The following is a 12,408-nucleotide window of genomic DNA, read 5'->3' on the forward strand; positions in this document are numbered from 1 at the left end:
GCGTTGTCGGGGAAGCTGCCGTCCTTCACGGCGGCCACGTAGGCGGCCATGGCGGCCTTGACGCTGGCCGAGCCGTCCATGAAGTTGCGCACGAACTTGGGGTTCTTGCCGAGGTTGATGCCCAGCATGTCGTGCATCACCAGCACCTGGCCGGCGGTGGCGCTGCCCGAGCCGATGCCGATGGTGTGGCAGCGCGGCAGCTGTTGCGTGACCTCGGCCGAGAGGGCGGCGGGCACCATTTCCAGCACCAGCATGGTGGCGCCGGCGTCCTGCAGTTCCAATGCTTCGCGCTTGAGGCGCAGGGCGTCGCTGTCGTTGCGGCCCTGCACGCGGTAGCCGCCCAGGGCGTGCACCGTCTGCGGCGTCAGGCCCAGGTGGGCGCAGACGGGGATGCCGCGCTCCACCAGGAAGCGCACGGTCTCGGCGGTCCAGCCGCCGCCTTCGAGCTTGACCATGTGGGCGCCGGCGTGCATCAGCGCCGAGGCGCTGCGGATGGCCTGTTCCTTGGACTCCTGGTAGCTGCCGAACGGCAGGTCGCCCAGCACCCAGGCGGTGCCCTGCACCCGGCGCAGGCCGCGGGTGACGCTTTCCACGTGGTAGCACATGGTCTCCAGCGTCACGCCCACGGTGCTGCTCAGGCCCTGGCAGACCATGCCCAGCGAGTCACCGATGAGCAGGCATTCGACGCCGGCGCTGTCGGCGACGGCGGCGAAGGTCGCGTCGTAGGCGGTGAGCATGGTGATTTTTTCCCCGCGTTCGCGCATTTCCTGCAACCGCGGCAGGCTGACGGGTTTGCGCGCGGGCAGGGGCGACGCGGCGGGCAGGGTGCCGTAGGGCGTGCTGGCGGTGGTCTCGCTCATGTGTTGTCTCTCACTCAGGGGCGGTGCGTGGCCGGACCCGCCTGTGGGCGGGGCGGCGCAGGAAATGGCGAGTCTAGTCGATCCCGTGCGGTGGAACCGTTATGCTTGCGCCCTGTCCCGCCGGTGGCGGCAACCCGCACCCTGGGTGCGACGAGATTCTGGCATGACCCCAATGAGCAGCGATTTTTCTCCCGAGCGCGTGGCCGAGCTGGCCCGCGCCGACGTCGCCCGCGCCCTGCAAGAGGATGTGGGCAGCGGCGACCTGACCGCCGCCCTGGTGGACCCGGCGCAGCGCGCCCGCGCCCGCGTGCTGGCGCGCGAGGCCGCGGTGATCTGCGGCCAACCCTGGGTGCAGGCCACCGTGGCCGCGCTGGACCCGCAGGCCCGCATCACCTGGCACGTGGCCGAGGGCCAGCGCTGCGCCCCCAACCAGGTGGTGTTCGAGATCGACGGCCGGGCCCAGCCCCTGCTGACGGCCGAACGCACCGCGCTGAACTTTTTGCAGACCCTGAGCGCCGTGGCCACCAAAACCGCCCACTACGTGGAGCGGGTGGCCGGCACCCGCGCGCAGATCGTGGACACCCGCAAGACCCTGCCCGGCCTGCGCCTGGCGCAGAAGTACGCGGTGCTTACCGGCGGCGGCGCCAACCACCGCCTGGGCCTGTACGACGCGGTGTTGATCAAGGAAAACCACATCGCCGCCGCCGGGGGCGTGACCGCCGTGTTGCAGCGGGTGCGGCAAACCGCGCCGCAGGCCAAGTTCGTGCAGATCGAGGTGGAAACCCTGGCCCAGCTGCAGGAGGCGTTGGACGCCGGCGCCCGCATGGTGCTGCTGGACAACATGGACCTGCCCACGCTGCGCGAGGCGGTACGCCTGAACGCTGCCCACCCACAGGGCGGGGCGGTGCTGGAAAGCTCCGGCGGCGTCACCGACGCCACGGTGCGCGCCCTGGCCGAGACCGGGGTGGACCGCATTTCCATCGGCACGCTGACCAAGGACGTGCAGGCGGTGGATTTTTCAATGCGCTTCGAAGCGCTGTGAACGGGGGCGTGCCATGGAACAGGTGATTGAAGTCGATTACGAACAGCCGGCGTGCGCCACCAAGCACGCCTGGGCCCGCGTGCCCGAGGAGCCGGGCCCGGCCGAGCGCACGGCGCTGAAGGACAAGATCCGCCGCCTGCTGCAAGAGAAAAACGCGGTGATGGTGTCGCACTACTACGTGCACCCGGACCTGCAGGACCTGGCCGAAGAAACCGGCGGCATCGTCAGCGACAGCCTGGAGATGGCCCGCTTCGGCCGCGACCACGCCGCGCAGACGCTGGTGGTGTCGGGGGTGCGCTTCATGGGCGAGACGGCCAAAATCCTGTCGCCCGAAAAGACCGTGCTGATGCCCGACCTGGACGCCAACTGTTCGCTCGACCTGGGCTGCCCCTTGCCCGAGTTCAGCGCTTTTTGCGACCAGCACCCCGACCGCACCGTGGTGGTGTATGCCAACACCAGCGCCGCGGTGAAGGCCCGTGCCGACTGGCTGGTCACTTCCAGCTGCGCGCTGGACATCGTGCGCGCCCTCAAGGACAAGGGCCACAAGATCCTGTGGGGGCCGGACAAGCACCTGGGCGGTTACATCCAGCGCGAAACCGGCGCCGACATGGTGATGTGGCAGGGCTCGTGCATCGTGCACGACGAGTTCAAGGGCGCCGAACTGCAGGCCCTGATGGCCGAGCACCCCGGCGCCAAGGTGCTGGTGCACCCGGAAAGCCCGGCCGAGGTGGTGGCGCTGGCCGACGCGGTGGGCTCCACCAGCGGCATCCTCAAGGCCGCGGCCGAGATGGACGCCAAAGAATTCATCGTCGCCACCGACAACGGCATGATGCACAAGCTGCGCACGCTGAACCCGGGCAAGGTGTTCATCGAGGCGCCCACCGCTGGCAACAGCGCCACCTGCAAAAGCTGCGCCCACTGCCCCTGGATGGCCATGAACAGCCTGGCCGGCGTGGCGCGCGTGCTGGAAGGCGGTCTGAACGAGATCCAGGTGGACCCTGGCCTGATTCCGCGGGCGCGCCAGCCCATCGACCGCATGCTGGCCTTCACCGCCGCCCTCAAAGGCGGGCAAAACGCCGGGGCACTGGTGCCTCACATCGGCGCGGCCTGACGCCTCGGCGCACAATGGGCGGGTGCGGTGGCCGGGGCTACCGCGTTCGGAGCCTGCCATGCCTTGGAAGACCTGTGCACTGGCCACGTTGGGGGTGGCCACCGGCCTGGCGGCGCTGCCTGCCACGGCGGGCCCGCTGGAGCTGGACGACATCGCCCTGGAGGGCGAGCTGCGCTTCCTGGCCGAGCGGCCCGACCCCGAGGCCTACCGTTACGAGGCCACCGCCGCCATCGATGAAGGCAGCCTGCGCACCGGGGTGATCGTCCTTCAAACCTGCCACCGCCAATTGGACCCCAACCGCCGGGTGGTGGTGGCGTTCAACCGCGAACGGGTGCAGCAGATCGACCTGCTGGACCACGCGGGCGTGGGCCGCGCCTGGGTGGACGGCCACCGGGTGGAGCTGGCCGACGTGCAGCGCGGCGGGCACGTCTGCATCGGGTTGCGTTCGCGCGCGCTGGAGTCCACCGGCCCCGGCCGCTGGCGTCTGCACGCCGGCCCGCTGATGCGCCGCTACCTGGACGGCTACCTGCCGATGGACGCCACGCTGACGGTGCGCTGGCCGGCAGGCCTGCTGGCGGTGGCGCACACCGAGCCGGCGCCCCAGCCCGGCGTGCGCCTGAGCGAGGCGACCGACGGCGCCACGCTGGCCCTCACCTTTGCCGGGCGCCTGACGGCCACCTGGGAACTGCGCTCGCCCGGGCCCTGAGCCGCGGGCGGCGCGGGCTCACAGCCGCTGCGTGGCCACCTTGTCGCGCAGCTCCACCTGCTGGTTGCGTTCGTTCACGAACACCAGTTGGGGCTTGTGTTGGGCCACGTGGTCTTCGTGCACCTGGGCAAAGGCGGCGATGATGAGCAGGTCGCCCACCTGGGCGCGGCGCGCGGCCGAGCCGTTGACCGAAATCATGCCGGAGCCGCGCTGGCCCTTGATGGCGTAGGTGACGAAGCGCTCGCCGTTGTTGATGTTCCAGATGTGGATCTGTTCGTTTTCGCAGAGGTTGGCCGCGTCCATCAGGTCTTCGTCGATGGCGCAGGAGCCCTCGTAGTGCAGTTCGGCGTGGGTCGCGGCCACGCGGTGGATTTTGGATTTGAGCAAGGTGCGGAACATGGCGGTTTCCTGAGCGCGGTGCGCGGTGGGGGCGGATTGTGACAGACCGCCGCGCACCGCTTGCATACAAGACGGGGCGCGGACGGCCCGGCGTCAGACCCGCTGGATCGGGATGTACACCTCGCCGCCGGCCTTGCGGAACGCGTCGGACTGGGCTTGCATGCCCTTCTCCAACGCCTCGGCTTCGCTCACGCCCTGCTGTGCCGCGAAGTCGCGCACATCCTGCGTGATCTTCATGCTGCAGAAGTGCGGCCCGCACATCGAGCAAAAGTGTGCCACCTTGGCCGAGTCCTTGGGCAGGGTCTCGTCATGGAATTCGCGCGCCTTGTCGGGGTCCAGGCCCAGGTTGAACTGGTCTTCCCAACGGAACTCGAAGCGCGCCTTGCTCAAAGCGTTGTCGCGGATCTGCGCCCCTGGGTGGCCCTTGGCCAGGTCGGCGGCGTGGGCCGCCAGCTTGTAGGTGATGATGCCTTCCTTGACGTCCTGCTTGTTGGGCAGGCCCAGGTGCTCCTTGGGCGTCACGTAGCACAGCATGGCGGTGCCGTACCAGCCGATGGTGGCTGCGCCAATGCCGCTGGTGATGTGGTCGTAGCCCGGGGCGATGTCGGTGGTCAGCGGCCCCAGGGTGTAGAAGGGCGCCTCGTGGCATTGCTCCAGCTGCAGGTCCATGTTCTCCTTGATCAGGTGCATGGGCACGTGGCCGGGGCCTTCGATCATCACCTGCACATCGTGCTTCCAGGCGATCTGCGTGAGTTCGCCCAGGGTCTTGAGTTCGCCCAGCTGGGCTTCGTCGTTGGCGTCGTAAATGGAGCCGGGGCGCAGGCCGTCGCCCAGGCTGAAGGCCACGTCGTAGGCCTTCATGATGTCGCAGATGTCCTCGAAGTGGGTGTAGAGGAAGCTTTCCTTGTGGTGCGCCAGGCACCACTTGGCCATGATGGAGCCGCCCCGGCTGACGATGCCCGTCATGCGGTTGGCCGTGAGTGGGATGTAGCGCAGCAGCACGCCCGCGTGGATGGTGAAGTAGTCCACGCCCTGCTCGGCCTGTTCGATCAGGGTGTCGCGGAAAATCTCCCATGTCAGGTCCTCGGCCTTGCCGTTGACCTTTTCCAGTGCCTGGTAGATGGGCACGGTGCCGATGGGCACGGGCGAGTTGCGCACGATCCACTCGCGCGTTTCGTGGATGTTCTTGCCGGTGGACAGGTCCATCACCGTGTCGCCGCCCCAGCGGATGGCCCAGGTCATCTTGTCCACTTCCTCGTTGATGGACGAGCCCAGCGCAGAGTTGCCGATGTTGGCGTTGATCTTCACCAGGAAGTTGCGGCCGATGACCATCGGCTCGGTTTCGGGGTGGTTGATGTTGTTGGGGATGATGGCGCGGCCACGGGCCACCTCGTCGCGCACGAACTCGGGCGTGATCTCGGTCGGGATGCTGGCGCCGAAATGCTGGCCCGGGTGCTGGCGGCCGATCATGGCGGCCATTTTCTGGCCGGTGGGGCCAGCGGTTTTCAGGGATTCCAGGTACTCCCGGCGGCGCAGGTTTTCGCGGATGGCGATGTACTCCATCTCGGGCGTGACGATGCCGCGGCGGGCGTAGTGCATCTGCGTCACGTTGGTGCCGGGCAGGGCGCGGCGCGGCTGGCGGTGCAGGCCGGGGAAGCGCAGTGCGTCGAGCTTGGGGTCGGCGGCGCGCTCGCGCCCGAAGGCGCTGCTCAGGCCGGGCAGCACCTCGGTGTCGTTGCGTTCTTCGATCCACTTCTGGCGCAGCGCGGGCAGGCCTTGGCGGATGTCGATGTGCGCGGCCGGGTCGGTGTAGGGGCCGGAGCAGTCGTACACAAAGATGGGCGGGTTGGGTTCGGCGCCGAAGCTGGCCGGGGTGTCGCTCTGGCTGATCTCACGCATGGGCACGCGGATGTCGGGGCGGGAGCTCTCCACGTACACCTTGCGGGAATTGGGCAGGGGCTGGATGGCGGCCTGGTCCACCTGGGCGGTGGTGGCGAGGAATTTGTCGGCAGGGGCGTTCACGGGGCGTGTCTCCTTCGGTGGCAGGGTGGGTGCTCCGAAGGTCGCCCCGGCGGCGCGGCCCCACGCGGGCCAAGGGCCTGCAAGGGTGTCCACGCAACGCGGGATGTGACAGCTCTTCTTCCGCCGGTCTGAACCGGATCAAGTTCGCGGGTTCGGCATCGCCATCTCAGCCCACACCATGTGGACACCCCGGAGCAGTGCGGATTGTACGGCCCACCCGTTTGGCACCGTGGCAGCGCATGGCATGATGCCTGCATCTGACCCGCGACATGACCCACCCCGTCCCACCCATTCAAACCCACACCGTTTTTGAAGACGCCCAGGCCATCTTCACCGGCACGCTGTTCGTGTCGCTGGCGCTGATTTTGTTTGCGCAGTCCGGTTTGCTCACCGGCGGCACGGCCGGCGCGGCCTTCGTGCTGCACTACGCCACCGGTTGGGGGCTGGGGCAGTGGTTTTTTCTCATCAACCTGCCGTTTTACTGGTTCGCCTGGCGCCGCATGGGGCGCGAGTTCACGCTCAAGACCTTTTTGGCCATCACGCTGCTGTCGGCGTTGACGCAGTGGTCGCCGCAGCTGTTCGCCATCGAGCGGCTGCATCCGGCCTACGCCGCCGTGCTGGGCGGTTTGCTGCTGGGTTCGGGTTGTTTGTTCCTGGCGCGGCACCACGCCAGTTTGGGTGGGGCCACCATCATCAGCCTGTACCTGCAGCGGGCCAAGGGCTGGCGCGCGGGCAAGGTGCAAATGGGCATCGATTGCACCATCGTGCTGCTGGCGCTCACGGTGGTGGAGCCCGAGCGGGTGGCGTGGTCGGTGCTGGCGGCGGTGGTGATGAACCTGTTCATCGCCATCAACCACAAGCCGGGGCGTTACGCCGTCCTGTGAGCACCGCCGCGAGCGGTCAGCCTGGGCGCCGTTACCGGCGCCACGGGGCCCAGGGGTGCAAGGCCACGCCCGTCCCGGCGGCTTTCAGCCCGCGTTCGGGTCCAGCACCGTGGGCAATGCCTCTGGCAGCAGGCCGGTGTGGTCGCGGCTGAAGTGCAGGCCCCGGCTTTCCTTGCGCGCCTGGGCGCAACGCACGATCAGGTCGGCCACTTCCACCAGGTTGCGCAGCTCGAGCAGGTCGCGGGTGACGTGGAAGCTTTTGTAGAACTCCTGGATTTCGGCCTTGAGCAGCGCGATGCGGTGGGCGGCACGTTCCAGCCGCTTGTCGGTGCGCACGATGCCCACGTAGTCCCACATGAAGCGGCGCAGTTCGTCCCAGTTGTGCGAGATGACGACGTGCTCGTCGGCGTCGATGACGCGGCTGTCGTCCCACGGGCGGATGGTGGGGATGGCCGCCGTGGGCTGGGCCGCCATGTCGCGCACGGCGGCGCGGGCAAACACCATGCACTCCAGCAGCGAGTTGCTGGCCAGGCGGTTGGCGCCGTGCAGGCCGGTGCAGCTGGCCTCGCCCACCACGTACAGGCCAGGCAGGTCGGTGCGGGCGTTCAGGTCGGTCACCACGCCGCCGCAGGTGTAGTGCGCAGCCGGCACCACGGGGATTGGCTCTTGGGTGATGTCGATGCCCAGCTCGGCGCAGCGCGCCAGGATGTTGGGGAAGTGCTCGCGCAGGAACTCGGGCGGCTGGTGCGAGATGTCGAGGTAGACGCAGTCCAGGCCGTGCTTTTTCATCTCGAAGTCGATGGCGCGGGCCACCACGTCGCGCGGGGCCAGTTCGGCGCGCGGGTCGTGGTCGGGCATGAAGCGGTGGCCGCCCAGGTGCGCCGGCAATTTCAGCAGGCCGCCTTCGCCGCGCACCGCCTCGGTGATGAGGAAGCTCTTGGCCTTGGGGTGGTACAGGCAAGTGGGGTGGAACTGGATGAATTCCATGTTCGCCACCCGGCAGCCGGCGCGCCAGGCCGCCGCAATGCCGTCGCCGGTGGCGGTGTCGGGGTTGGAGGTGTACAGGTACACCTTGCCCGCGCCACCGGTGCAGAGCACGGTGTGGGGGGCCACAAAGGCTTCCACTGCGTCGGTGTCTTCGTTCAGGGCGTAGGCGCCCAGGCAGCGGCGCGGCGCGTCGGTTTGACCGCCGTGTTTGTCGCTCAGGATCAGGTCCACCAGGTTGTGGGTCTCGAACACCTGCACGTTGGGCGCCTGGTGCACCCGGTCGATCAGGGTGTGTTGCACGGCCGCGCCGGTGGCGTCGGCCGCGTGCACGATGCGCCGGTGGCTGTGGCCGCCTTCGCGCGTCAGGTGCAACTCGCCGTCGTGCAGGGTGAACTGGGTGCCCATGGCGCGCAGCCAGGCGATGGCTTCGGGCGCGTTTTCCACGGTGAAGCGGGTGGCCGCCGGGTCGCACAGGCCGGCGCCGGCCACGAAGGTGTCTTCCACGTGCGCGTCGAAGCTGTCGTCCTCGGCCAGCACGGCGGCAATGCCGCCCTGGGCCCAGCCGCTGGAGCCGTCTTCGATGGTGCGTTTGGTCAGCACCGCCACGCGCAGGTGGGGGGGCAGCAGCAGCGCGGTGCTCAGGCCGGCCAGGCCGCTGCCGACGATGACCACGTCAAATTGGCGGGTGGTGGTGGCGCTGGGGGCGTGTGGGGTGGAGGCGGTCATGAACGGTTCCGGGGTGGCCGGGGGGCCAAAACGGCGGGCCTCAGGTGGGGGTGTAGGCCAGCCGGACGTAGATGGGGGCAAAGGCTTCGGCCTGGGTCAGCTCGATCAGCGTTTCCTTGGCCAGCTCCAGCATGGCGATGAAGGTGACCACCAGCACCGGCACGCCCTGGCGCAGGTCGAACAGGTCGCCGAATTCGACGAAGCGACGGCCCTGCAGTTGGCGCAGCACCAGGCTCATGTGTTCGCGCACGCTCAGTTCCTCGCGGCGGATGCGGTGGTGTTGCACCAGCGTGGCGCGGCGCAGGATGTCGCGCCAGGCGGTTTGCAGGTCGATCGGGTCCACGTCGGGGAAGCGCGGCACCAGCGACTGCTCCACGTGCACCTGGGCGCGCAGGAAGTCGCGGCCCAGCTGCGGCAGGTCGTTCAGCCGCAAGGCGGCGCGCTTCATCTGCTCGTATTCCAGCAGGCGGCGCACCAGCTCGGCGCGGGGGTCTTCGGCTTCCTCGCCCTCGGCCGCCTTTTTGGGCGGCAGCAGCATGCGCGACTTGATCTCGATCAGCATCGCCGCCATCAGCAGGTATTCGCCGGCCAGCTCCAGGTTGCGGGCGCGCACCTGCTCCACGTAGCCCAGGTACTGGCGCGTGACCTCGGCCATGGGGATGTCGAGGATGTTGAAGTTCTGCTTGCGGATCAGGTAGAGCAGCAGGTCCAGCGGGCCCTCGAAGGCCTCCAGGAAGACTTCCAGCGCGTCGGGCGGGATGTAGAGGTCCTGCGGCAGCGCGAACAGCGGTTCGCCGTAGAGGCGCGCGCGCGCCACCTGGTCCACCACCTCGGGCAGGGTGGCGGCGGGGTCGGGCGGGGCCGGGGGCAGCTCGGCGGCCGGCGCGGTGGCGGGGCTCATGCTGGCCGGGGCGGCCGTGGGCTCAGCGCAGGCTGGGCTCGGTCTGGTAGACGTAGGGCTTCTGTTCCACGCGGGCGGCGTCGGCCGCGGCGTTGAAACCGCGGTCCACCGGGCGGTCCCACAGCAGGGCGCGGCCCTGGCGTTGCTCGGCTTCCAGCGTGGGCTTGGCCGCCTTGAGCGAGTCGATGAACTGCGTGGCGTCCGATGCGTAGTGGGGGCGGGCAAAGAGGTTCATAAGCGGCGATTTTACCCAGCCCCGCCGGAGGGCGCTTCGGGGGTGTCGGGGTGCAGCCGGGCGGCAAAGCCCGAGCGTTCCAGCAGCGAGCGCGGTTGTTCGTTCAGGTGGGTCATGCTCAGGTGGCCGCCGCGCTTGTCCAGCGCCTTGTGCAGCTGTTCCAGCGCGTCCAGGCCGGTGGTGTCGAGCGAAATCAGCTGGCTGGCGTCCAGCACCACGTGCAGCGGGTGGGGGGCGTTTTCCACCGCCGCCACGATGGGGTCGATCTTGGCCACCGCCCCGAAAAACAGCGAGCCGTAGAGTTTGTAGTGCAGCCGCGTGTCGCTGCCGCCGGTGGCGTCGACGCGGAAGATGTCGCTCTGCCGCCGCACGAACAGCACCACCGCCAGCACCAGGCCCAGTTCCACCGCCACCGTCAGGTCGAACACCACGGTGACGAAAAAGGTGGACAGCAACATCAGCCGGTAGTGGTTGGTGAACTGTTTGAGCCGGGCGAATTCCCGCCATTCGCCCATGTTCCAGGCCACGAACAGCAGCACCCCGGCCAGCACCGCCAGCGGGATGTGCTGGGCCAGCGGCGCGGCGGCCAGCACCACCAGCGCCAGCGTGGCCGCGTGCACGATGCCCGCCACCGGCGAGGTGGCCCCGGCGCGGATGTTGGTGACGGTGCGGGCGATGGTGCCGGTGGCCGGCATGCCGCCGAAGAAGGGCACCACCGCGTTGGCCACGCCCTGCGCCATCAGCTCCTGGTTGGGGTCGTGCTTGGGGCGGTCGCTCAACTGGTCGGCCACGCGCGCGCACAGCAGCGATTCGATGGCGCCCAGCATCGCCAGCGTCACGGTGGGCACCACCAGCAGCTTGACGGTTTCCCAGGAAAAATCGGGCAACTCGAACGCGGGCAACCCCGGGGGGATGCCGCCGAAGCGGCTGCCGATCGTCTCGACCGGCATGTCCAGCGCCCAGGCCAGCAGCGACAGGGTGACCAGCGCGATCACCGGGGCCGGCACGCGCGAGGTGGCCTTGAGCGCGCTGACGGTCTGCAATTCGTCGAGCTTTTTGCGGAAACCGGATTCGCTGGCCCACAGCCGGGGCCACAGGAACAGCCCGAACACGCACGCCGCCGCCAGCCCGAAGGCCCAGGGGTTGAAGCTGTCGGCGTGGCGCGCCAGCGTGGCGATCTGGCTGAAAAAGTCGGCCGGCATTTTGGCCACGTCCAGCCCCAGCACGTCGCGCAGCTGCGACAGGCCGATGAGCACCGCGATGCCGTTGGTGAAGCCGATGACGACGCTGATGGGCACGTAGCGCACCAGCGAACCCAGCTTGAACCAACCCAGAAGAAACAGCAGCACCCCGGCGCTGAAGGTGGCGATCAGCAGGTTGGCCAGGCCGTAGCGTTCGACGATGCCGTAAACGATGACGATGAAGGCGCCGGCCGGCCCGCCGATCTGCACCGCCGAGCCGCCAAGCGCGGAGATGAGGAAGCCGGCGATGATGGCGGTCCACAGCCCGGCTTCGGGGTTGAGGCCGGAGGCGATGGCAAAGGCCATGGCCAGGGGCAGGGCGACGATGCCCACGGTGGCGCCGGCGCCCATGTCCTTGACCAGCCGTTCGCCGTTGTAGCCGCGCAGTTCCTGCAGCAGGCGGGGGCGGAAGGGGGCCAGGGGGGGCATGCGTAGGGCCATTCCCCATGTTACCGCCCGCAAACTGGGGTGCAGCTTACAAAGCCCTGTGCCCGGCGTCGGGGTTTGTACCAGTGCGGCGGCGCAGGCGGGCGCGCCGGGGCGTCAGCGCCCGGGTCAGCCCTGCGCCCGCACGTCGGCCCACAGCGGGCGCCACACCAGCAGCAACAGCAGCACCGCCAGCGGCAGGGTGCTGACGTAGCCCAGGTGCTTGAAGCCCAGCGCCCCCAGCAGCGCGCCCGCAAAAAAGCTGCCCACCATGCGCGCCTGCAGCCGCAGCTTGTCGCGGTTGGCGCGCACCGGCGCCTGGCGCGGGTGGCGGTTGACGTAGAGCAGCTTGCCCAGTTCCAGCCCCAGGTCGGTGACCAGCCCGGTGAGGTGGGTGGTGCGGATCTCGGCCTTGGAGATTTTGGTGATGACCGCGTTCTGCAGCCCCATGATGAAGCACAGCAGCACCACCGTGAGCGGCAGGAACAGGGTGGCCAGCAGGCCGATGGCCGCGCCGAACAGGCCGAACAGCAGCAGCGCCACGGCTTCGAGCAGCAGTGGCAGGCCAAAGGCGCTGTGCAGGCCGTGGCGCAGGCCCCAGTTCACCAGCCAGGCAGTGGTCATGGCCCCGAGCACAAACGCCAGCAGGGCACCCAGGCCGGCCGCCGCCAGCGCCCACTGGCCCAGCACGATCTGGTCGGCCACCGACGAAACCACCCCGGTCATGTGCGAGGTGTACTGCCCCACCGCCAGGAAGCCGCCCGCGTTGGTGGCGCCAGCGACGAAGGCCAGCGTCAGCCCCAGGCGCACGTTGGCCTGGTGCGTGCGTTGCACGTCCACCCAGCCACGCAGTTGCGGGTGCACGCCG

12 protein-coding genes and 1 riboswitch are annotated in these 12,408 nt (G+C 69.0%); of the genes, 4 read left to right on the forward strand and 8 right to left on the reverse strand.

Annotated features, from left to right (window positions below; all coding sequences use genetic code 11):
- The coding region (gene panB / locus HA630_RS05070) for a 3-methyl-2-oxobutanoate hydroxymethyltransferase (protein ID WP_166832921.1) at positions 1-860 on the reverse strand (860 nt) is incomplete at its 3' end.
- 163 nt (positions 861-1,023) lie between these two features.
- Here panB and nadC point away from each other — a divergent pair.
- The 3 genes from nadC to HA630_RS05085 are packed head-to-tail and all read left to right on the forward strand — an operon-like array spanning position 1,024 to position 3,719.
- Positions 1,024-1,902, forward strand: a complete 879-nt coding sequence (nadC, locus tag HA630_RS05075) for a carboxylating nicotinate-nucleotide diphosphorylase (RefSeq protein WP_166832923.1) — start codon at positions 1,024-1,026, stop codon at positions 1,900-1,902.
- A 13-nt stretch (positions 1,903-1,915) separates the two neighbouring features.
- Positions 1,916-3,013 carry a quinolinate synthase NadA gene (nadA, locus tag HA630_RS05080; protein ID WP_166832925.1) on the forward strand — a complete coding sequence of 366 codons (1,098 nt, stop codon included), beginning with the start codon at positions 1,916-1,918 and terminating at the stop codon, positions 3,011-3,013.
- Positions 3,014-3,071: 58 nt separating this feature from the next.
- A complete protein-coding gene (locus HA630_RS05085) occupies positions 3,072-3,719 on the forward strand; it encodes a hypothetical protein (protein ID WP_166832927.1) in 648 nt (215 codons plus the stop codon).
- A gap of 18 nt (positions 3,720-3,737) precedes the next feature.
- On the opposite strand, the gene panD is transcribed toward HA630_RS05085, so the two are convergent.
- Positions 3,738-4,118 (reverse strand): aspartate 1-decarboxylase, encoded by a 381-nt coding sequence (panD, locus tag HA630_RS05090; protein ID WP_166832929.1) that lies wholly within the window; start codon positions 4,116-4,118, stop codon positions 3,738-3,740.
- Between the two features lie 93 nt (positions 4,119-4,211).
- Positions 4,212-6,140 (reverse strand): phosphomethylpyrimidine synthase ThiC, encoded by a 1,929-nt coding sequence (thiC, locus tag HA630_RS05095; protein WP_166832931.1) that lies wholly within the window; start codon positions 6,138-6,140, stop codon positions 4,212-4,214.
- A 98-nt stretch (positions 6,141-6,238) separates the two neighbouring features.
- Positions 6,239-6,342: riboswitch (TPP riboswitch) on the reverse strand.
- Between the two features lie 67 nt (positions 6,343-6,409).
- Between thiC and HA630_RS05100 the strand changes: the two genes are divergently transcribed.
- Entirely contained in the window at positions 6,410-7,024 is a 615-nt protein-coding gene (locus tag HA630_RS05100) for a YitT family protein (protein WP_166832933.1), read from the forward strand.
- 84 nt (positions 7,025-7,108) lie between these two features.
- Here the strand turns inward: HA630_RS05100 and nadB are convergent, their stop codons facing one another.
- The 5 genes from nadB to HA630_RS05125 form a co-directional block, all read right to left on the reverse strand.
- Positions 7,109-8,737, reverse strand: a complete 1,629-nt coding sequence (gene nadB, locus HA630_RS05105) for an L-aspartate oxidase (RefSeq protein WP_166832935.1) — start codon at positions 8,735-8,737, stop codon at positions 7,109-7,111.
- Positions 8,738-8,777: 40 nt separating this feature from the next.
- Positions 8,778-9,638, reverse strand: a complete 861-nt coding sequence (locus HA630_RS05110) for a ScpA family protein (protein ID WP_166832938.1) — start codon at positions 9,636-9,638, stop codon at positions 8,778-8,780.
- A 22-nt stretch (positions 9,639-9,660) separates the two neighbouring features.
- Complete coding sequence (locus HA630_RS05115) at positions 9,661-9,873, reverse strand: DUF3460 family protein (protein WP_166832940.1); 213 nt, start codon at positions 9,871-9,873, stop codon at positions 9,661-9,663.
- An 11-nt stretch (positions 9,874-9,884) separates the two neighbouring features.
- Positions 9,885-11,543: a SulP family inorganic anion transporter gene (locus HA630_RS05120; protein ID WP_243855350.1), complete on the reverse strand. Its 1,659-nt coding sequence runs from the start codon at positions 11,541-11,543 to the stop codon at positions 9,885-9,887.
- Between the two features lie 126 nt (positions 11,544-11,669).
- Positions 11,670-12,404: a YoaK family protein gene (locus HA630_RS05125; RefSeq protein WP_166832944.1), complete on the reverse strand. Its 735-nt coding sequence runs from the start codon at positions 12,402-12,404 to the stop codon at positions 11,670-11,672.
- Positions 12,405-12,408 lie beyond the last annotated feature (4 nt).

The organism is Aquabacterium sp. A08 (assembly GCF_011742065.1).